Annotated in this window: 23 protein-coding genes; 14 read left to right on the top strand and 9 right to left on the bottom strand. The window is 71.3% G+C overall.

Going from position 1 to position 19,669, the window contains the following annotated elements; all coding sequences use genetic code 11:
• Position 1: 1 nt before the first annotated feature.
• The gene (locus ACEZDG_RS09355; RefSeq protein ID WP_380505274.1) at positions 2-982 is read left to right on the top strand and encodes an asparaginase; all 981 of its coding nucleotides are present in this window, start codon (positions 2-4) and stop codon (positions 980-982) included.
• A 3-nt stretch (positions 983-985) separates the two neighbouring features.
• On the opposite strand, the gene ACEZDG_RS09350 is transcribed toward ACEZDG_RS09355, so the two are convergent.
• On the bottom strand, positions 986-1,522 hold the full coding sequence (locus tag ACEZDG_RS09350; RefSeq protein WP_380505271.1) for a type III secretion system chaperone family protein: 537 nt from the start codon (positions 1,520-1,522) through the stop codon (positions 986-988).
• A gap of 10 nt (positions 1,523-1,532) precedes the next feature.
• Positions 1,533-2,855 (bottom strand): D-inositol-3-phosphate glycosyltransferase, encoded by a 1,323-nt coding sequence (gene mshA, locus ACEZDG_RS09345; protein WP_380505476.1) that lies wholly within the window; start codon positions 2,853-2,855, stop codon positions 1,533-1,535.
• 132 nt (positions 2,856-2,987) lie between these two features.
• Between mshA and ACEZDG_RS09340 the strand changes: the two genes are divergently transcribed.
• The gene (locus ACEZDG_RS09340; protein ID WP_380505268.1) at positions 2,988-3,806 is read left to right on the top strand and encodes a class I SAM-dependent methyltransferase; all 819 of its coding nucleotides are present in this window, start codon (positions 2,988-2,990) and stop codon (positions 3,804-3,806) included.
• An 82-nt stretch (positions 3,807-3,888) separates the two neighbouring features.
• Here ACEZDG_RS09340 and ACEZDG_RS09335 read toward each other — a convergent pair whose 3' ends face one another.
• Positions 3,889-4,479 carry an O-acetyl-ADP-ribose deacetylase gene (locus ACEZDG_RS09335; RefSeq protein ID WP_380505265.1) on the bottom strand — a complete coding sequence of 197 codons (591 nt, stop codon included), beginning with the start codon at positions 4,477-4,479 and terminating at the stop codon, positions 3,889-3,891.
• A gap of 248 nt (positions 4,480-4,727) precedes the next feature.
• On the opposite strand from ACEZDG_RS09335, the gene ACEZDG_RS09330 reads away from it, so the two are divergent.
• A complete protein-coding gene (locus ACEZDG_RS09330) occupies positions 4,728-6,032 on the top strand; it encodes a PP2C family protein-serine/threonine phosphatase (protein ID WP_380505262.1) in 1,305 nt (434 codons plus the stop codon).
• On the opposite strand, the gene ACEZDG_RS09325 is transcribed toward ACEZDG_RS09330, so the two are convergent.
• The 3 genes from ACEZDG_RS09325 to ACEZDG_RS09315 all read right to left on the bottom strand — a co-directional run bounded on the left by ACEZDG_RS09325 (position 6,033) and on the right by ACEZDG_RS09315 (position 7,617).
• The gene (locus tag ACEZDG_RS09325; RefSeq protein WP_380505259.1) at positions 6,033-6,443 is read right to left on the bottom strand and encodes a DUF2516 family protein; all 411 of its coding nucleotides are present in this window, start codon (positions 6,441-6,443) and stop codon (positions 6,033-6,035) included.
• A 144-nt stretch (positions 6,444-6,587) separates the two neighbouring features.
• Complete coding sequence (locus ACEZDG_RS09320) at positions 6,588-7,172, bottom strand: hypothetical protein (RefSeq protein WP_380505256.1); 585 nt, start codon at positions 7,170-7,172, stop codon at positions 6,588-6,590.
• A gap of 28 nt (positions 7,173-7,200) precedes the next feature.
• Positions 7,201-7,617, bottom strand: coding sequence for a helix-turn-helix domain-containing protein (locus ACEZDG_RS09315; RefSeq protein ID WP_380505253.1), 417 nt, complete (start codon positions 7,615-7,617; stop codon positions 7,201-7,203).
• Between the two features lie 150 nt (positions 7,618-7,767).
• Here ACEZDG_RS09315 and ACEZDG_RS09310 point away from each other — a divergent pair, with 150 nt between their 5' ends.
• From ACEZDG_RS09310 to ACEZDG_RS09290, 5 genes are all read left to right on the top strand, one after another.
• Positions 7,768-8,433, top strand: coding sequence for a hypothetical protein (locus ACEZDG_RS09310; RefSeq protein ID WP_380505251.1), 666 nt, complete (start codon positions 7,768-7,770; stop codon positions 8,431-8,433).
• A 259-nt stretch (positions 8,434-8,692) separates the two neighbouring features.
• Positions 8,693-9,430, top strand: coding sequence for a dienelactone hydrolase family protein (locus ACEZDG_RS09305; RefSeq protein ID WP_380505248.1), 738 nt, complete (start codon positions 8,693-8,695; stop codon positions 9,428-9,430).
• Between the two features lie 371 nt (positions 9,431-9,801).
• Positions 9,802-10,356 (top strand): hypothetical protein, encoded by a 555-nt coding sequence (locus ACEZDG_RS09300; protein WP_380505246.1) that lies wholly within the window; start codon positions 9,802-9,804, stop codon positions 10,354-10,356.
• A 156-nt stretch (positions 10,357-10,512) separates the two neighbouring features.
• Positions 10,513-11,553: an alpha/beta fold hydrolase gene (locus ACEZDG_RS09295; protein ID WP_380505244.1), complete on the top strand. Its 1,041-nt coding sequence runs from the start codon at positions 10,513-10,515 to the stop codon at positions 11,551-11,553.
• 73 nt (positions 11,554-11,626) lie between these two features.
• Entirely contained in the window at positions 11,627-11,869 is a 243-nt protein-coding gene (locus ACEZDG_RS09290) for a hypothetical protein (protein WP_380505242.1), read from the top strand.
• Positions 11,870-11,905: 36 nt separating this feature from the next.
• Here the strand turns inward: ACEZDG_RS09290 and ACEZDG_RS09285 are convergent, their stop codons facing one another.
• Entirely contained in the window at positions 11,906-12,346 is a 441-nt protein-coding gene (locus ACEZDG_RS09285; protein WP_380505239.1) for a hypothetical protein, read from the bottom strand.
• A gap of 132 nt (positions 12,347-12,478) precedes the next feature.
• Here ACEZDG_RS09285 and ACEZDG_RS09280 point away from each other — a divergent pair, with 132 nt between their 5' ends.
• Positions 12,479-12,874 carry a hypothetical protein gene (locus ACEZDG_RS09280; protein ID WP_380505236.1) on the top strand — a complete coding sequence of 132 codons (396 nt, stop codon included), beginning with the start codon at positions 12,479-12,481 and terminating at the stop codon, positions 12,872-12,874.
• A 6-nt stretch (positions 12,875-12,880) separates the two neighbouring features.
• Here the strand turns inward: ACEZDG_RS09280 and ACEZDG_RS09275 are convergent, their stop codons facing one another.
• Together ACEZDG_RS09275 and ACEZDG_RS09270 are read right to left on the bottom strand one after the other, a co-directional pair.
• A complete protein-coding gene (locus ACEZDG_RS09275; RefSeq protein WP_380505473.1) occupies positions 12,881-14,155 on the bottom strand; it encodes an RNA polymerase sigma factor in 1,275 nt (424 codons plus the stop codon).
• Between the two features lie 35 nt (positions 14,156-14,190).
• Complete coding sequence (locus tag ACEZDG_RS09270) at positions 14,191-14,514, bottom strand: YciI family protein (RefSeq protein WP_380505233.1); 324 nt, start codon at positions 14,512-14,514, stop codon at positions 14,191-14,193.
• 499 nt (positions 14,515-15,013) lie between these two features.
• On the opposite strand from ACEZDG_RS09270, the gene ACEZDG_RS09265 reads away from it, so the two are divergent.
• The 5 genes from ACEZDG_RS09265 (at position 15,014) to ACEZDG_RS09245 (ending at position 19,629) form a co-directional block, all read left to right on the top strand.
• Positions 15,014-15,367, top strand: a complete 354-nt coding sequence (locus ACEZDG_RS09265) for a VOC family protein (RefSeq protein ID WP_380505230.1) — start codon at positions 15,014-15,016, stop codon at positions 15,365-15,367.
• A gap of 46 nt (positions 15,368-15,413) precedes the next feature.
• A complete protein-coding gene (locus ACEZDG_RS09260) occupies positions 15,414-17,834 on the top strand; it encodes an ATP-binding cassette domain-containing protein (RefSeq protein WP_380505228.1) in 2,421 nt (806 codons plus the stop codon).
• Positions 17,835-17,882: 48 nt separating this feature from the next.
• The gene (locus tag ACEZDG_RS09255) at positions 17,883-18,545 is read left to right on the top strand and encodes a class I SAM-dependent DNA methyltransferase (RefSeq protein ID WP_380505225.1); all 663 of its coding nucleotides are present in this window, start codon (positions 17,883-17,885) and stop codon (positions 18,543-18,545) included.
• A gap of 157 nt (positions 18,546-18,702) precedes the next feature.
• On the top strand, positions 18,703-19,101 hold the full coding sequence (locus ACEZDG_RS09250) for a ClpX C4-type zinc finger protein (protein WP_380505222.1): 399 nt from the start codon (positions 18,703-18,705) through the stop codon (positions 19,099-19,101).
• Between the two features lie 111 nt (positions 19,102-19,212).
• The gene (locus ACEZDG_RS09245) at positions 19,213-19,629 is read left to right on the top strand and encodes a hypothetical protein (RefSeq protein ID WP_380505219.1); all 417 of its coding nucleotides are present in this window, start codon (positions 19,213-19,215) and stop codon (positions 19,627-19,629) included.
• Positions 19,630-19,669 lie beyond the last annotated feature (40 nt).

Here is a 19,669-nt window from a genome sequence, read left to right as displayed (position 1 = left end):
CATGACCACCCAGGGAACCTCCCCGATAGCCGGCCCGGCGGTCCTCGCCGAGGTGGTCCGCTCCGGATTCGTGGAGGGCCGCCACCGCGGCTCCCTGGTGGTGCTGGCCGCCGACGGATCGGTCGACTCCGCGCTCAGCCTGGGCGAGCCCGGGGTCCCGGTCTTCCCCCGGTCCAGCAACAAGCCGATGCAGGCGGCGGCCATCCTCCGCACCGGCCTGGACCTGGACGGCGAGCTGCTGGCGCTGACCGCGGCCAGCCACTCCGCCGAATCGTTCCACCTCGACGGTGTGCGCAAGATCCTGGCCGGCGCCGGACTGACCACGGACGCCCTGCAGACCCCGCCGTCGCTGCCGCTGGACCAGGTCGAGTCCGAGGCCTGGATCCGCTCCGGCGGACACCCCGAGCCGATCCTGATGGACTGCTCCGGCAAGCACGCCGCGATGCTGGCCGCCTGCGTCGCGCGGGGCTGGGACACCACGAGCTACCTGAACCCCGGGCACCCGCTGCAGCAGCAGCTGCTCAGCACCTTCCAGCGGCTCACCGGCGAGACCGTCCCCGCGGTCGGCACCGACGGCTGCGGCGCGCCGCTGCTGGCGACCAGCCTGGTCGGGCTGGCCCGCGCCTTCCGGGCCATCGTCCTCGCCGACCCCGGCAGCCCGGAGCGGCGGGTCGCCGACGCCATGCGGGCCCACCCCGAGTACGTGGCCGGCACCCGCCGGATCGACACCTGGCTGATGCGCGGCGTGCCCGGGTCGATGGCCAAGATGGGCGCCGAGGCGGTCCAGGCGGTGGCCCTGGCCGACGGCCGCGCCGTCGCCTTCAAGCTGGAGGACGGCGGCTACCGCGCGGTCGGCCCGGTCCTCGCCGCCGTCCTGGAGCGGATGGGCGTGGCCGCGGACAGCGACACCCTCTCCCGGATCGCCTCCGCGCCGCTGTACGGCGGCGGCCGGGTGGTGGGAGCGGTCCGCGCGGCGTTCTGACAACTAGCGGCCGGGGGCTTCGCCGTCCGCGGCTCCGGTCAGCCGGGTGAACGCGTCCAGGTTCCGGGTGGACTCGCCGCGCTTGGTGCGCCACTCCCACTCGCGCCGGATCGCCTCGGCGAAGCCCAGTTCCAGCAGGGTGTTGAAGGGCTCGTCCGCGTTGCTGAGGACCGAGCCCAGCAGCCGGTCCACCTCCTCCGCCGTCACCGCCGCCAGCGGCAGCCGCCCGGCCAGGTAGACGTCGCCGAGGCGGTCGATCGCGTAGGCGAGGCCGTACAGCCGGGTGTTGCGCTCCAGCAGCCAGCGGTAGAACGCCTCGTGGTTCTCGTCGGGGTGCCGGACCACGAAGGCGTTGATGCTCAGGGTGTGCTCGCCGACCCGCAGCGAGCAGGTGGTGGACAGCTTCCGGGTGCCCGGCAGGGTCGCCACACAGGTGAAAGGGTCGCCGGCGGGCTGCTCCCAGTCCACGCCGGCGTCGTCCAGCGCCGACCGGAGCACGTCGAGGGCCTGGGCACGGGTCACGGTGCGGGGTGAGTCCATGCCTCCGACGTTACCGCGCGGTACCCATCGCCCGGTCGGTCCGGTCCGCCATCCGCTCCATCGCGCCGGTGTACACCTCCACCGTCCCGGCGGCGGCGTTCGACCAGCCGAAGCAGGCGGCGTGGGCGGCGGCCGCGGCGCCCATCCGGGCGCCGAGCGCGGGGTCGTCGATGAAGCGGCGCAGCGTCCTGGCCCAGTCGCCGGGCTCGTGCCCGTCGACCAGGAAGCCGGTCCTGCCGTCGCGGACGGCCACCGGCAGCCCGCCGACGGAGGCGGCCACCACGGGGGTGCCGCAGGCCTGGGCCTCCAGGGCGACCAGGCCGAAGGACTCGCTGTAGGACGGCATCACCAGCGCCGTGGCGGCGCGGTACCAGTCGGCGAGCTCGGCCTGTCCGACCGGCGGGTGGAACCGGACCACATCGGAGATGCCGAGCTGGGCGGCGAGCTTGTGCAGGCTCTCCGGTCGTGCCATCCCGCTTCCGCTGGGACCGCCGACGATCGGGACGACCAGCCGGTCGCGCAGCGAGGGGTCCTGCAGCAGCATCACGGCCACGGCGCGGAGCAGCACGTCCGGGGCCTTGAGGGGTTGTATCCGTCCGGCGAAGAGCAGGACCGTGGCGTCCGCCGGAAGTCCGAGCCCGGCCCGGATCCTCGTGCGCGCGCTCTCGCGATCGCCGGCGCCGCTATGGCTCAGCGCGTCCCCGACCGCCCCGACCGGGGTCGCCGTCGCCGGGCGGAACACCTCCAGGTTGACCCCGGGGTGGACCACCGAGAGCTGGTCCTGGTGCGCGCCGTAGTGCACGGCGAGCTCCTCGGCCTCGTCCGCGGTGTTGGCTATCAGCCGGTCCGCGGCCTCCACGACCTGGGTCTCGCCGATCACCCGGGCGGGCGGCTCGGGGGTGTCGCCGAAGGCCAGCGCGGCGTTCTTGACCTTGGCCATGGTGTGCATGGTGTGCACCAGCGGCACGCCCCAGCGCTCGGCGGCGAGCCAGCCGACCTGCCCGGACAGCCAGTAGTGCGAGTGGACCAGGTCGTAGTAGCCGGGACGGAAGCCGGCCTCGGCCCGCAGCACGCCGTGGGTGAAGGCGCACAGCTGCGCGGGCAGGTCCTCCTTGAGCAGCCCCTCGAACGGCCCCGCCGTGACATGCCGGACCAGGACGCCGGGCGCGAGCTCCACCGTCGGCGGCAGCCCGGACGAGGTGGCCCTGGTGAAGATCTCCACCTCCACACCCTGGGCGGCGAGGCGCTTGGAGAGCTCGACGATGTAGACGTTCATTCCGCCGGCGTCACCGGTCCCCGGCTGGTGCAGCGGGGAGGTGTGCACGCTCAGCATCGCCACACGGCCAGGGCGCTGGGTCACCGTTCGTCCTCTCAGTCCCGCTCCGGCCGCTCGGCGACCCGTCAACAGAGTCAGCAACAGAAACGAGGCACGGCTGATTCCCCGAGCTGGAATACGCTGCCTGCCATGGGTGCGCGCGCAGGAGCCAGGCCGGGTCGACCGGTGGGCGCGGTGACCCGTGGTACCACCAATCCCAATCGTCTGCGTCGTATGGATCGCTGGATTGCCGCCGAGCTGGCCCCCGCCCTCCGCCGCGCCGACCCGGCGCCGGTGGCCGTCGACCTCGGCTACGGGGCCGCCCCGTGGACCGCCGTGGAACTGCACGGCCGGCTGGCGGCGGTACGCGCCGACGTACGGGTGGTCGGCATCGAGATCGAGCCGGAGCGGGTCGCGGCGGCCCAGCGGCACGCCCGTCCGCCCGCGCTCACCTTCCGCCGCGGCGGCTTCGAGGTCCCGCTCGACTCGGGCCGGCCGCTGCTCATCCGGGCCGCGAACGTGCTGCGCCAGTACGACGAGGACCAGGTCGCGGACGCCTGGGCGCTGCTCAGGGGGCGGCTGGCCCCGGACGGCCTGCTGGTCGAGGGCACCTGCGACGAGATCGGCCGACGGCAGGTCTGGGTGGCCCTGGACCGGGGCGGCCCGCGCACGGTGACCTTCGCCGCCCGACTCGGCGGACTCGAACGGCCGTCCGACCTGGCGGAGCGGCTGCCCAAGGCGCTGATCCACCGCAATGTGCCGGGGGAACCGGTGCACGCCTTCCTCCGCGACCTGGACCGGGCCTGGGCCGCGGCGGCACCCTACGCCGACTTCGGCGCCCGGCAGCGCTGGATCGCCACCGCCCGTGCGGTGGCCGCGGACTGGCCGCTGGTGGGCGGCCGGGACCGGTGGCGGCTCGGCGAGCTGACGGTGCGTTGGGAGGCCGTCGCGCCAGGTAACACCAGGTAATCCGTCAGCAAGTGGTCGGTAAGCGGTACGAACAAACATAGTTCGAACAAGTTATCGAATTTCGTGGCGTTGCGGCCCTCCCTCAGTCCACCATGGACCCATGGCCCAGCCCCCGTCCCTCGCCCCACTCTCGGCGTACGGAATCGAACGCCTGATAGGCATCGGCCCCGAACAGCACGAACCGCGCCTCCTGCACACCGTTCACCGTTCCCCGCACCGTCTCCAGCACTGTTTCCCGCACCGTCTCCAGCGCGATCCGCGCGGCGTCCTCCAGCGGCCAGCCGTAGATCCCGGTCGACACCGCGGGCAGCGCCAGCGTCCGTACCCCCAGCTCGTCCGCCACCCGCAGCGACTCGCGGTAGCAGGAGGCGAGCAGTTCGGCCCGCTCCGCCCGCTCGGGATCGACGGGGGTGTACCGCGGCCCGACGGTGTGGATCACCCAGGTCGCCGGCAGCCGGCCGGCCGTCGTCGCCACCGCCTGACCCGTCCTCAGCCCCTTGCCGTAGTGCGAGGCCCGCAGCGCCCGGCAGGCCGCCAGGATCTCCGGGCCGCCCTTGCGGTGGATGGCGCCGTCGACTCCGCCGCCGCCCAGCAGCGAGGAGTTGGCCGCGTTCACCACCGCGTCCACCCGCTGTTCGGTGATGTCCCCCTGCACCAGCGTGATCTCCATCACGATCCCCTTTCCTCCCCGGTCGCACCGGGGCTGCCGCGGCCCCGGAAACCCGGTGGCTTCACTGCCGTCACCGCCAGCCTCGCAGGCCACGGCCGTCGTGGGGGAGGCGGCCATCGGGGTGACCCGGGGTGCGGAGGGGCTGTGCAGATCACGTTAGGGTCACGGGGATGCCCCAGGATCATGGTGTCTGATGGGCACTGCAACCGTCGCCCAACCGTTGCACCGTCAGGGAGAGGGAGGTACCGCTGATGCCCGCGACTGAACGCGCGCACGAACCGCAGCCAAGCACGTCCAGTGCCGCTGCCCCGATACCGCACCCGCGCCCGCGGCCGTCCTCCGCCACCCCGGCGGCCCCCCTCTCCGTCCTGCTCATCGACGACAGCCCCGAGGACGCGGAGGTGTTCCGCAACCTGCTCGCCGAGGTCGGCGCGGAGGTCCGGCTGCGCTGGGCGCGGACCCTCGACCGGGCCGCCACGATGATCGACGCCGACACCGCCTGCATCCTGCTCGACCTCGAACTCCCGGACGGCGGCGGCCTGGAGGGCTTGCGCCGGCTGCTCCGCCGCTGGCCCCGCACCGCGGTCCTCGCCGTCACCGGGACGGTGGACGTCCACCTCGGCGCCGCCGCCGTCGCGGCCGGCGCCCAGGACTTCCTGGTCAAGCAGGAGATCGACGCCCGGCTGCTGACCCGCGCCGTGCGCTACGCCGTCGAGCGCAAGCGCGCCGACGAGTCCCAGCGCCGCCTGGTCGAGGCCGAGCTGCGCGGCCAGGAGAACGCCCGGCTGCAGCGCCACCTGCTGCCCACCCCGCTGCTGGACGGCTCCGGCCTCGCCTTCCACGCCCGCTACCGGCCCGGACGCCGCCGCGCCCTGCTCGGCGGCGACTTCTACGACGCCGTCCGCACCGCCGACGGCACCGTGCACGTGGTGATCGGCGACGTCTGCGGCCACGGCCCGGACGAGGCCGCGCTCGGCGTGGCCCTGCGGATCGCCTGGCGCACCCTGGTCTTCGCCGGGCTGCACGGCGAGGCCCTGCTCGGCACCCTGCAGCGGGTGCTGGAGCACGAACGCCGCAGCGAGGAGATCTTCGCCACCCTGTGCATGCTCGCGATCGAACCCGACAGCGAGTACGCCGAACTTCACCTGGCCGGACACCCGGCCCCGCTGCTGCTCCAGGAGGGCAGCCGCCCCGAGATGCTGCCGTACGACTTCGGCGGCCCGGCGCTGGGGCTGCTGCCGCTGGAACCGGACGCGGGCGAGGAGCAGTGGCCGCCGCGCAAGGTCCGGCTGGGCGAGGAGTGGAGCCTGATGCTCTACACCGACGGCCTGATCGAGGGCCGGATAGGGGCCGGCACCCGCCGCCTCGGCCAGGAGGGGCTGATCGCCATGATCGGCGACCACCAGGACAGCGGCCTGCGCGACGAACTGCTGATCGACACGGCGATGTCCGAGGTCGAGGACCTCAACGGCGGCGCGCTCGCCGACGACGTCGCCGTCCTGCTGCTCACCCGCGGCGGGAGCGCGACCGCCGCTGCCCTGACCGTTCTTGACTGATCACCAGGGGCCGTACGGGCCCATGTGGTTGCGCTCGTTGTCCTTCTTCGAGCGTCCGATCTTCCCGAACCCGCCCATCTTGCCGCCCAGCTTCCCGGAGCGGCGCGGCGTGATCGCCCGCACCCGCGGACGGACGTCCACCATGTAGACGATCGCCGCGACCAGGCCGATCAGGCTGAGCATCTGCGCCATGTACGGGATCGGCAGGAAGTCCACCGCGACCGCGAAGGCGAGGACCAGCAGCCAGAAGGTCTTGGTCTGCTTGTCCACCGCCTGGTACGCCGCCGGACGGCGAATGGCCGCGTCGATGAAGGCGACGGCCTTGAACAGCAGCAGGGCGATCGTCAGCCAGTACAGCCCCTTGCTGAACCCGTCCACCAGGGCCCCGCTCACTGCCAGCTGCTCGACCATCACTTCTCCCTCGTCGACCCGCAGAATCCTGTCCGGATGTGGAGTGTCCCACGGGGCCGCTCCCCGGAGAGAGAACGAAAGGGACGCGCCGAGCGTGCCCGGTGCGTCCCTCTCCTGCTCGCGCTTGCCGACTGCAGCTACTGCTTACTGCTTCGTGGTGTTCTTCCGCGGCGTCGTCCGCTTCGCGGCGGGCTTCGGCGCGGCGGCCGGGGCCTCCGGCTCGACCGCGGCGGCGACGTCGGTCGCCTTGGTGGCGGCCTCGTCGGCGACCCGGTCGACCTCGGCCGCGAAGGCGTCCGCCTTGGACTCGGCCTTGCCGGCGATGCCGACCAGCTCGTCCGCGGTGTCCTTGCGCTGGCGGTCGACGACGACCTTGCCGCGCTCGGCCAGCTCGTCGTACACCTCGCGGGCCTTCACGGCCAGCTCGGCGGCGCGGCCGACCGACTGCAGGGCGAAGTCCTGGGCCCGCTCCTGCAGCGACTTGAAGTCGCTCGGCAGGCCGGACACGGTCTCGCTGACCTTGGCCTGCGCCTCGGTCAGCCTGACCTGGGCCTCCTTCAGCCGCGCGGTCGCCCGCTCCTGCACGACCGTGCGGTCGGTGCCGGCCAGCGTCGCAGCCTTCTCGGGCACCTCGCGGAGCTTCTCCACCGCAAGGTCGCCGGCGCCGGCGAGGGCGTACAGCGGGGTGGGGTCCGAAAGGGTCTTGCGCAGATCATCGGTGATGGGCATTGGGAGTTCCTCCCCTAGTCGGGATCTTCTAGTCGGGATCTTCCTGGGTCCTGCCGGCACGGGTCTCCGCCCCCGCCTCGGGGTCCGCGTCCGCCTGCGCGTTCGCGTTCTCCTTGAGGAAGGAGTCGTAGACGGCGAGCAGCACCTGCTTCTGCCGCTCGTTGATCAGTGAGTCCGCGAAGATCGCGGCCCGGAACTCCAGGCCGACCTCCTCGCGCTCGTCGAGGATCCCCGCCTGCACGTACAGCGTCTCCGCCGAGATCCGCAGCGCCTTGGCGATCTGCTGCAGGATCTCCGCACTCGGCTTGCGCAACCCGCGCTCGATCTGACTGAGGTACGGGTTGGACACCCCCGCCGCATCAGCCAGCTGCCGCAGCGAGTACTGCGCATGCCGCCTCTGCTCACGGATGTACTCGCCGAGCGAGCCGACGTTCAGTGAGGCCATGCCCCTACTCTGCACCCATCGTGCTAACTATTGCAAGCACACCGCTTGCAACTGTGTCCCATGTCGCTGTGGCTGGGCGCAATAGATGACACCTGGTCGCGACGACTGACCCCCAAGCGCAACTGAACCCCGCCACTAGGCTCCGGCACCATGACAGCCGCTACTCCCGTATCGCCCATTGCGGTCGCGCCTGCCGGCCTGACCGACCGGGCCAGAAGATTCGTCGAGGTGGACGGCGTTCGTGTTCCTCGGCAGGGCCCCGGGCAGCACCGAGAGAGGTGGATCGAGCACGGGGTCCCGGTTATGGAGGTCGACCGGGCCGCGGCCTTCCAGGACCGTTGGGGCGGTCTCGCGCTGCCGCCTGCCCCGTTCTACGAGGGCGGTCCGCACATTCTGGGCGCCGATTGTCCCGAAGGCTCGGCCGCTGAGGGCTGGTCGTTTTCGGCGGGAAGCTGTCGGGTGTCCATGGCCTACGGATTCATGATCGGCTCCGACGGTGCATTCGGGATCGATGCCAACCGCTGGACAGCATTGCATGCCAGCACAGACGGATGGGTGGAGTCCTTGGCGCTCGCCGCCCATGCTCGTCGTTGGGCCAAGACCGTGACAAGGATCAAGGGGAAGGCCGTCGAGTCGTTGGACCTCGTCGGCTTTGAGCCGGTGCCTGAAGTGCAGGGCGTGACAGACACGTGGTGGCGCGGCAAGGACTCGCTCATCGCCCTCTACCGAGGTGAGGCCGCCGGCATGGACGCTCCGGAATGCCTTGAAGCCCACGTGTACGGCGGCCTTGACGAGTGGGGGCTCCACGGCGGCTGATCGCCGGCACCACCGAATCTCAGCACCTACTCAGCCGGGCAGCCCATGCAATCGGCTCAGTGCTGGTAGCAAGTCGGCCAACAAACCGAGCAGGTGCCAACAGCGATGACCAAACGGTGCCAACCACCGAGACCGAAGGGGAGCATCACGCCTGCTCGGTGGGGCCAGTCTGAGCGCTGGTATTCGTACAGGTCGCACTGTTCTGCCGGCGGCGGAACACCGGCCGGACCGGGCTCGACGATCACTAGAGTCCAGTCTCATGACGACGATTACGACGCGTACGGTCGAGTACCCGGCCGACGGTCTGATGATGATCGGGCACCTCGCGCTCCCGGCCGGTGTCGACCGCAGGCCCGCAGTGCTGCTCGGTCCGGAGGGCATGGGGCTCAGCGACGTCGAGCGCCACCGAGCCGATGCTCTCGCCGAACTGGGATACGTAGCGTTGGCCTTCGACCTTCACGGCGGGCGTTATTTGGGCGACCCCGAGGAGATGCTGGCCCGTTGCATGCCACTGCTCGCTGATCCCGACCGCATGCGGGGCATCGGCCACGCGGCACTCGACGTGTTGCGCACCGAACCGCGGGCCGACCCCGACCGGGTCGCCGCCATCGGCTACGGCACCGGAGGCGCTGTCGGGCTGGAACTCGGGCGCGGGGGCGTCGACCTGCGCGCGATCGGGACAGTCAACGCGACTACCACGGGCCGACCGGGCGAGGCAGCGCGCATTCGCTGCCCGGTGTGGGCCGGCGTCGGGTCGGAAGACCCGATCATGCCGCCCGCACAACGGAACGCGTTCACCGCCGAGATGCAGGCCGCAGGCGTCGACTGGCGCCTTACGGTCTACGGCGGCGCTCTGCACGCCTTCCACCACCCGCCGGTCGACCACCCCACGGTCCCCGGCGTCGGCTACCACCCACAGCACGCGCAGCGAGCTTGGCGCGACGTCGTCGACCTGCTCGCCGAGTGCCTGCCCGTGACGGAAGATCTGCGGGCATGACCCAGGCAACAGCCTGGCGCCAGGTCTGACCTGTGTCGGGCACTCGCTGTCCCCTCCTCGCAGTCCCCATGGCAGAACCACATCCGGGCGGATGCTCGATCGCGGAGACGCGTTCGCAACTGCCGCAGTAGACACCGGATTTGCTACGACGGAGCCCCTGCCGTGATCCGCGCGACCTGCGGCGGTCCGTTCCGGCCGCCAGGGCGAGGTCCACGCCTTTACCGCGGCCCCACTGTGCCCACATGCCTGCGCTGCTGGCCGGCTCACTCGGCTGCCTGGCCAAGGACGCAACCGGTGGTGGTGCGGGGTTCAACCCGGGTTGCAACTGTGGGTTGAAGGAGTTCGGGGCGCGTCGGCGGATGCTCTTAAACATGACAACGACCGACTGGCTCATCGACATCGCGCTCCTGCTCATCGTTCTTCGCCAGATGCGCGAGGAGCGGCTGACCACCCGCACCATCCTGCTACCGCTCGGCATGATCGCCTGGGCCGCCAGCAACTACCTGACCAACATCCCGACCGCCGGCAACGACGTGCTGTTGGCCGTGGTCTTCGCGGCCACCGGGGTCGTCTTCGGCCTCGCCGGCGGCCTGCTTACCCGCGTCCGGCAGGTCGGCGGGCAGGTCGGCGGGCACGTGCTGATCAAGGCCTCCGGCGGTGCGGCCGCACTGTGGATCATCAGCATGGGCTTCCGCCTGGGCTTCGCGGTGTGGTCCACGCATCCCTCCGGCGCCGCGCACCTGACCAGCTTCTCCGCCGCGCACAACATCACCAGCGGCCAGGCCTGGGTCGTCGCCCTGCTGCTGATGGCGGTCGGCGAGGTCGTCGTCCGCCTGGGCACGATCGTCATCCGCGGCCAACTGCTGCAGGCACGGGTGGACCGCGACGCGAACAAGCCGACCCACCGCCCGGCCGCCTACGTCTGAGCCGCGGCACGGGCCGCGGCACGGGCCGCGGAACGGTCCTCGGCATGGCGCCTGACCTGCGGAACGGCCCGTGGCACGGCGCCCGACCCGCGCACCGAACCCACGGCCCGTCCTGCTCAGCACCCCACCCGCACATGACCAGCACGGAGGCCCCTCATGTCCGCATCGCCCCGCACACCGCGTACCCGCACCCCGCTTCGGCTGGCCGTGGCCGTGGTTGTTGCCACGGTGACCCTGGGAGCGGTCGCCTGTTCGCCCGGCGGCGGACACGCGACCAGCGCTTCGAGCAGCAGGCCGAGTACGAAGGCCACGGCCATGACCGCCACCACGGCGGCGTCCACCACCGTTCCGAACTCCGCTCCGAGCGGGCCGGGCGCGTTCCTCGGGCCGGTGCGCCGGATCCCGGTCGACGGCATCACGGTCGGCTACCGCCAGTTCGGCTCCGGCCCCGACCTCCTCATGGTCATGGGCGACACCGGCACCATGAGCGACTGGACGGTCGACCTGCTGAGCCGGCTCGGCCGGCACTACCACGTCACGATCTTCGACAACCGCGGCGTCGGCTACACGAGCGACGACACCCAGGTCCCCGACACCATCCCGCTCATGGCGGACGACACCGTCGCTCTGATCAAGGCGCTGGGCCTGCGACACCCCACGCTGCTGGGCTGGTCGATGGGCGGCGAGATCGGCCTGACCGTCGCCGCGCTCCACCCGGGTGCGATCAGCGCGCTCGTGAGCACCGGTGGCGACCTCGGCGGCAGCCAGGCCATCAACACCCCGCCCGCTGTGGCCAAGGAGCTCAACAGCCCCACGACCACCGGGCCGCAGATGCTGGACCTGCTCTTCCCCGCCGACGCCACCGCCGCGCGGACCGCATACATCGGGCAACTCGGCCTGATCGCGCCGGAGAAGGTCGGCAACGAGACGCTGCTGCGCCAGTACCAGGCCGGACAGGCGTACGAATCCTTCGAGGGCACCTGGGACAAGCTGCCCGACAGCACCATCCCGATGCTGATCACCAACGGCTCCCTCGACAAGATCACCCCGCCCGGAAACGCGCGCATCATCACCCAGCGGGCCAAGCACGCCAAGCTGGTCCTGTTCCCCAGCGCCGGCCACGCGATGCTCGTCCAGGACCCCGACCGGTTCGTCTCGCTGGTGACCCAGTTCACCAAGGCCTCAGGCACCGAATAACAAACCCACACCCGACAGCGACAACGACAGCGACAGGGACGACGACGGCGAGTCGGCGCTCGGCTGGGACGCGGTGCACTCGTTCGAGGCGGAGAACGGCATCGTCGTGCCGGAGCCGTATCGCACGTTCGTCGCGGAGATCTCTCACGGGTCGTTTGCTGGGCCACCCGACCTCGGGCCCTCGGAGCGCTGCCTGGCGCAGCCGTTCCCGCTGGCACAGCTGGGGATCTGGGAGGACGATCCGCGCCCGGACGAGGAGATCGGCCCGCTCATCGCGAGGGTGACCGACCACGGGTCGATCGTGGCCGAAACCTGATCGGCAGGGCCGGACGGACCAGACGGACCGATCCGGTCAGCGGCGGCCGGTGGTCAGGATGACGAGGAACTGGCCGCCGCCTGCCTCGATGGCGGCGGTCACCGGCAGCTCCGGCACCAGGCGGGAGAAGCGGTCGACCAGCCAGTCCGCCGCCTCCTGGGCGTCCTTCCTGGTCGGACAGCGGCCGACCATCTCGCGGCCACCCTTGCGCTCGAGCCTCCCGGCGACGGTGATCAGCGGCGCGGGTTCCACCACGTACAGGCGGTCCGGCCAGGCGATGACCACCTTGACCGCGCCCTTGCGGGTGTTGCACCCGCGGTGCGCGAGCCGTTCGGCGACCTTGGCCTTACGGTCGGCGGTCCGGCTGTCGACGCTGGGGCCCCGCGGGTCGTTCACGGACATGTCGGGGTCGACCGGCTCGTCGCACACCCAGCACCGCCAGCCGTCACGCTCGGCCACATCATCGAGGAGAGTCACCCGAGCAAGGTAGCCTGCCCAGCCACCACCCCGCACACCACGGCCGCGCAGAGCCGCGCGCACTCACGGCGGGGGCTCGCCCTCGTTACGGCACAGGTCCCGAAGGTTGGCCCGGCCGATATCCTCGTCTCCGTGCCCCGCCATCCGAGGAAGCCCCGCCAGCTGGTGACCGACGGGTGCACATACCTGTGGACGCTCCGCCACAGCCACCACGTACTTGGCGGCGGTCGCTCCGCTGACTGCCGGCAGACCCTCACGCTGTTCCCGCAGCCGGCCGGCACCGGCGGCTCGCTGCGCATCGTCTTCGCCGAGGGGCCGGGCCGGTACGTCCCGGGCGGTGCTCCCCTGGGCTCCGGGGACGTGGGGTTCGTCCGAGGCTGCTCCCTGAACCTGCATGAGCCGGTCGCCGTCCGGTCTCTGCTCGACGCGGCCTTGGCCCGCGGGTGGCAACCGGGGGAGCAGGCGGCGGTCGAGGTCAACGGCTGGGACCTGCTGGAGGCGGCGGTCGCCGCGATCGAACGTCGGTGAGGCAGCTCAGAACGAGCCTGCCCCGGAAGGCGGTTGTCCCAACTGGTCGCGGCGGTGGGTCAGGTGGGCGGTTTCGGCGGTGTTGCCGGCCAGGGCGATGGCCCGGTCGTAGGCCGCGCGCGACTGTTGGCTGTGGCCCAGTCGGCGCAGCAGCTCGGCGCGGGTGGCGTGGTAGGCGTGGTAGTCGAGCAGCTTGTCCTCCAGGCGGTCGACGGCCGCCAGGGCCACCTGCGGGCCGTCGAGTTCGGCGACGGCGATGGCCCGGTTGAGGGCGACGATCGGTGAGGGGTCGAGCCGGACGAGCTGGTCGTAGAGGGCGACGATCTGCGACCAGTCGGTGTCGCGGATGTCGCGGGCGGAGGTGTGCACGGCGTTGATCGCGGCCAGGACCTGGTAGCGGTCCGGAGCCGCACCCGTGGCCAGGCGTTCGCGTACCAGTTGGTGGCCCTCGGCGATCAGCGCGGTGTCCCAGGCGCCGCGGTCCTGCTCGTCGAGGGCGATCAGTTCACCGCTGGGTGAGACCCGGGCGGTACGGCGGGCCTCGATGAGCAGCATCAGCGCCAGCAGCCCGGCCACCTCGCCGTCCTCCGGCAGGAGGGCGCGGATCAGGCGGGTGAGCCGGATCGCCGCAGCCGTCAGGTCGTGGCGCACCGGATCGGTGTCGGGGCCGGTCGCCAGGTAGCCCTCGTTGAAGACCAGGTAGAGCACGGCCAGTACGCCGGAGACGCGGGCCGGGAGGTCCTCCGCGGACGGCACCCGGTAGGGGATGCGAGCGGCTTTGATCTTGGCCTTCGCCCGGGTGATCCGCTGCCCCATGGCACTCTCCTGCACCAGGAAGGCGCGGGCGATCTCGGCCACGGTCAGACCGCCGACCAGACGCAGCGTCAGCGCCACCCGGGTCTCCAGCGCCAGCGCCGGGTGGCAGCAGGTGAAGATCAGCCGGAGCCGCTCGTCGTCGATGGCGCCGGGAGGCTCGGACGTGCCGGGCGGGTCGTCGTCGTGCAGCATCCGAGCCTCCTTCTGCTTGTCGCCGCGCTTGTTCTCGCGCCGGATCCGGTCGATGGCCTTGCGGTTGGCGGTGGTGGTCAGCCAGCCGCCGGGGTTGGGCGGTACGCCGTCGGCCGGCCACCGCTCGACGGCGGTCGCGAACGCCTCGGCCGCCGCCTCCTCGGCCACGTCGAGGTCACCGAAACGCCTGGCCAGGGCGGCGACCACCCGGGCCCACTCCTCTCGGTGGGCCCGGGTGACCGCCGCTCGGGCGTCGACTGCTCGGGCGTCGATCTTCCTGGCGCCGGCTTCTCCGGCATCGACCCTGTTCACAGGAACGGCCGCACCTCGGTCTTCCGGTTGCAGGCCTTCGACCCTGCCGCCGCCAGCTTGAGCGCGACGTCGAGGTCGGGAGCCTCGATGATCCAGAAGCCGATGATGAACTCCTTCGACTCCACGAAGGGCCCGTCGCTGAACAGCGGCTCCGCGGCGCGGTTGTCGATCACCGTGGCCGTGTCGGGCCCGCCGAGGCCGCCGGCGAAGACCCAGTGGCCTTCGGCTTGGAGCCGGCTGTTGAACACGTCGATCGCCGCGTCCTCCTCCGGGGTGGCGAGGTCGGTCGAGTCAGTGATCACGGAAACCAGGTACTGCATCTCGCTCATCTCCTGTGCTTCGGGGACGCCCCTCGCGGGCGACCTCTCACCCCTACTACGAACGCCTCCGCCCCGATCCGACACCACCGCCCGAAATTCTTTCAAGCATTGTCCGGCAAGGGATCCTCCGGCACGCCGGACGGCCGCGAACAGGACGGCCGCGAACAGGAAGGCCGGGCCGCCGCCAGACGGGCTTCGGCTGCGGCTCTGACCTCCGCGTCCTCCATTGGGTCGTCGCGCAGGACGGCGATCTGCACCAGGGCCTCCGGGATGTCCGGCGCGTGGGCGATCCCCAGCAGCCGGGCCGCGTCCTCGCAGTCCCAGAGCGACTCGGTCCAGGCCTGGTCCAGCCCGTCCGCGTCCGGTGCGACGGCGGCCGGCGCCGCTAGGTAGGCGGGGCCACCGGATTCACCGGTCAGGAATCGAGAAGCACCTGCCGCAGACCGCGGCTAGCGTGAATTCCACGGACGACAACGACCGGACAACCTCAGGAGTGATCATGAGCAGCTCTTCCACCCAGGGCATCAAGACCGTGCTGCACCCCGTTTCCGACCTGGCGAAGGCCAAGGAGGTGTACGCCGCCCTGCTCGGCGTGGCACCGCAGGTCGACTCGGCCTACTACGTCGGCTTCGAGGCCGCGGGCCAGCACATCGGGCTGGTGCCGGCCGGTGGGCCGCAGGGGATGACCACGGCGGTGGCCTACTGGCACGTGCCGGACATCGAGGCGAAGCTGGCCGAGGTGACGACCGCGGGTGCGACCGTGAAGGAGCCGGCGCACGACGTCGGCGGCGGCCGTCTGGTGGCCACGGTCACCGACCTCGACGGCAACGTCCTCGGCCTGCTCCAGGACTGATGAGTACTGTGCTGACGGCCCGCGCACCCGGACGGACGGAGACACCATGAGCAAGGCCCCGAGAACGGACCCGCAGTCACCCGCGCTCACGCCCGTGCCTGCATCCGCGTCCGCGCCGCACGTTGCCGACAGCCACGGCCTGATCCGCGTGCACGGCGCCCGGGTGAACAACCTCAAGGACGTCAGCATCGAGATCCCGAAGCGCAGGCTGACGGTGTTCACCGGGGTCTCCGGCTCGGGCAAGAGCTCGCTGGTGTTCGGCACGATCGCCGCGGAGTCGCAGCGGCTGATCAACGAGACCTACAGCGCCTTCGTACAGGGCTTCATGCCGACGCTGAACCGCCCGGAGGTCGACGTCCTGGAGGGGCTGACCACCGCGATCCTGGTCGACCAGCAGCGGCTGGGCGCCGACCCCCGCTCCACCGTCGGCACCGCCACCGACGCCAACGCGATGCTGCGCATCCTCTTCAGCCGGCTCGGCAAGCCGCACATCGGCCCGCCCGGGGCGTACGCCTTCAACGTCCCCTCGGTCCGGGCGAGCGGCGCCATCACGGTCGAGCGCGGTAACACCAAGGCGGTGAAGGCGACCTTCAACCGTACCGGCGGGATGTGTCCGCGCTGCGAGGGCCGGGGCACGGTCTCCGACATCGACCTGACCCAGCTCTACGACGACTCCAAGTCGCTCGCCGAGGGCGCGTTCACCATCCCCGGCTGGAAGTCGGACAGCTTCTGGACCGTCCGGGTGTACGCCGAGTCGGGCCTGCTCGACCCGGACAAGCCGATCCGCAAGTACACCAAGAAGGAGATGCACGACTTCCTCTACCGGGAGCCGATCAAGGTGAAGGTCGAGGGGGTGAACCTCACCTACGAGGGGCTGATCCCCAAGATCCAGAAGTCGTTCCTGTCCAAGGACAAGGAGGCGCTGCAGCCGCACATCCGGGCGTTCGTCGAGCGGGCGGTCACCTTCACCACCTGCCCCGAGTGCGACGGCACCCGGCTCAGCGAGGGGGCCCGCTCGTCGAAGATCAAGCGGATCAGCATCGCCGACGCCTGCGCGATGCAGATCAGCGATCTGGCCGCCTGGGTCCGCGGCATCGAGGAGCCTTCCGTGGCACCGCTGCTCGCCGCGCTGCTGCAGACCCTGGACTCGTTCGTGGAGATCGGCCTCGGCTACCTCGCGCTGGACCGGCCGTCCGGCACGCTGTCCGGCGGCGAGGCACAGCGGGTCAAGATGATCCGCCACCTCGGCTCCTCGCTCACCGACACCACCTATGTCTTCGACGAGCCCACCATCGGCCTGCACCCGCACGACATCCAGCGGATGAACGAGCTGCTGCTGCAACTGCGCGACAAGGGCAACACGGTGCTGGTCGTGGAGCACAAGCCGGAGACCATCGCCATCGCCGACCATGTGGTCGACCTGGGCCCCGGCGCCGGTACGGCGGGCGGCACGGTCTGCTTCGAGGGCACGGTCGAGGGGCTGCGGACCGCCGGCACCGTCACCGGCCGCCACCTCGACGACCGGGCCTCGCTCAAGGAGAAGGTGCGCACGTCCACCGGCTCGCTCGAGGTCCGCGGCGCGAGCACGCACAACCTGCGCGACGTCGATGTCGACATTCCGCTCGGGGTGCTGGCCGTCGTCACCGGGGTGGCCGGCTCGGGCAAGAGCTCCCTGATCCACGGCTCGGTCGCAGGCCGGGACGGTGTGGTGACGATCGATCAGGGTGCCATCAAGGGCTCCCGGCGCAGCAACCCGGCGACGTACACCGGCCTGCTCGACCCGATCCGCAAGGCGTTCGCGAAGGCCAACGGGGTGAAGCCGGCCCTGTTCAGCGCCAACTCCGAGGGCGCCTGCCCCACCTGCAACGGGGCCGGCGTCATCTACACCGACCTGGCGATGATGGCCGGGGTGGCCACCGTCTGCGAGGAGTGCGAGGGCAAGCGGTTCGAGGCCTCGGTGCTGGAGTACCGCTTCGGCGGCCGGGACATCAGCGAGGTGCTCGCGATGTCGGTGACCGAGGCCGAGGAGTTCTTCGGCGCGGGTGAGGCCCGCACCCCGGCGGCGCACGCGATCCTGGTCCGGCTGGCCGACGTCGGGCTCGGCTACCTCAGCCTGGGCCAGCCGCTCACCACCCTGTCCGGCGGCGAGCGGCAGCGGCTCAAGCTGGCCACGCACCTGGCCGAGAAGGGCGGGGTCTACATCCTGGACGAGCCGACCACCGGCCTGCACCTGGCTGATGTCGAGCAGTTGCTTGGCCTGCTGGACCGGCTGGTGGACTCCGGCAAGTCGGTCATCGTGGTCGAGCACCACCAGGCGGTGATGGCGCACGCCGACTGGATCATCGACCTCGGCCCGGGCGCCGGCCACGACGGCGGACGCATCGTCTTCGAGGGCACCCCCGCCGACCTGGTCGCCGCCCGTTCCACCCTGACCGGCGAGCACCTGGCGGCCTATGTCGGCGGCTGACGGCGGCCCGGCGCACCGCGGCCCGGCGCCGCGCTACCGTCCCGGCTTATGACCGAAGCCCCGCTGGTGACCGAAGCGACCTATCTGCACAGCACCCGGACGGCGTACGACCTCGTCGCCGCCGACTACGCGAAGCTCCTCGGCGACGAACTGGACACCAAGCCGTTCGACCGGGCGATGCTCGCCCTGTTCGCCGAACTGGTGCGGACCTCCGACACCGGACCGGTGGCCGATCTGGGCTGCGGCCCGGGCCGGGTGACCGCCCATCTGCACGGCCTCGGTCTGACCGCCTTCGGCGTCGACCTGTCGCCGGAGATGGTCGCGGTGGCCCGCCGGACCCACCCCGGCCTGCGGTTCGAGGTGGGCTCGATGACCGCCCTGGACCTGCCGGACGGCGCTCTCGGCGGCGTCGTCGCCTGGTACTCGACCGTCCACACCCCGCCGGAGCTGCTGCCGCTGGTGTTCGCGGAGTTCCACCGGGTGACGGCTCCCGGCGGCCGACTCCTGCTCGCCTTCAAGGCCGGGGACGAGCGCCGGCACCTGACCCGGGCCTACGGCCACGAGCTGTCGCTCGACGTCTACTGGACGCCCCCGGACCAGGTCGCCGAGCTCGCGGCCGGGGCCGGGTTCCTGGTCGAGGCCCGGCTGATCCGCGAGCCCGACCAGAGCGAGCGGGGCCCGCAGGGCTACTTCCTGGCCCGCAAACCCTGAGTCCCGCAAACCCTGAGTCCCGCAAACCTTGAGTCCCGCAAACCCTGAGTCCCGCAAACCCTGACCGGAACCCTTGTCAGGTTCTCCCTGACAGCCTATCGTCCATCCCAAGGACCTGTCAGGGCCAGCCTGACGGGCTTGGGTTCGGGAGGACGACATGGCGACGACCGCCACTACTGCCGCACGGGGGATCCACTGCTCCTTCTGCGTCAAGGCCGAGGCCGACGTGGACAAGCTGATCTCCGGCCCCGGGGTCTACATCTGCGACGCCTGCGTGCGGCTCTGCAACGACATCCTCGGCGCGGCGGGCGCCCCCGAGGGAGGCTCGGAGGGGGGCTCCGGGGCGAGCCCCGAGGTCCCGGCCTGGGAGGACATGCCCGACGAGCACATCCTGGAGCGCCTGCCGCGGATCGCCGCGGTGGGCGCCCAGGTGGACGCCAGCCTGCAGGTCCAGGTGAACCGGCTGCGCGAGCGGGGTGTCTCCTGGGCTCGGATCGGCGCCGCGCTGGGCATCACCCGGCAGTCGGCCTGGGGCCGGTTCTCCGGCGAGGAGTGACCGCTGCCGAGGGCCGGGAAATCCACACTTGAACATGTTCAATAACAGGGCTAGAGTCCTGACCAACGCAGGAATTGAACGCGTTCAAAAAATTCCCACAAGGGGTGGAGCATGGACGACACGGTCGTCACCTACGTCATCTACCTGGTCCTCAGCATCGGGCTCACCGTCTGGGTGGCCCAGACGCTCAGCCGCAGCGGCCACGTCTTCCTGGCCGACGTCTTCCACGGCAACGAGAAGCTCGCCGACGCCGTGAACCACCTGCTGGTGGTCGGCTTCTACCTGGTCAACCTGGGCTTCGTGGCGCTCTGGCTGCGCGGCGGCGACACCGACGTGGTGGACGTGCGCGGCATCTTCACCGCGCTGTCCTACAAGGTCGGCACGGTCCTGCTGGTCCTCGGAGTGCTCCACCTGATGAACGTCTACGTCCTCAACCGGATCCGCCGCCGCGGTCTGATGGACAGTGAGCAGCGCCCGCCGGTCCCGCCGCAGGGCTGGACCCCGCCCGCCGCCCCGCAGCGGGTCTGACCCGGCCGCGACGGCGACCCTGACCAGGACGGGCGACCAG

Source organism: Streptacidiphilus alkalitolerans, assembly GCF_042511045.1.
In the GTDB taxonomy this organism is placed as follows: Bacteria; Actinomycetota; Actinomycetes; order Streptomycetales; family Streptomycetaceae; genus Streptacidiphilus; species Streptacidiphilus alkalitolerans.
This window is presented reverse-complemented; position numbering and strand designations above follow the sequence as displayed.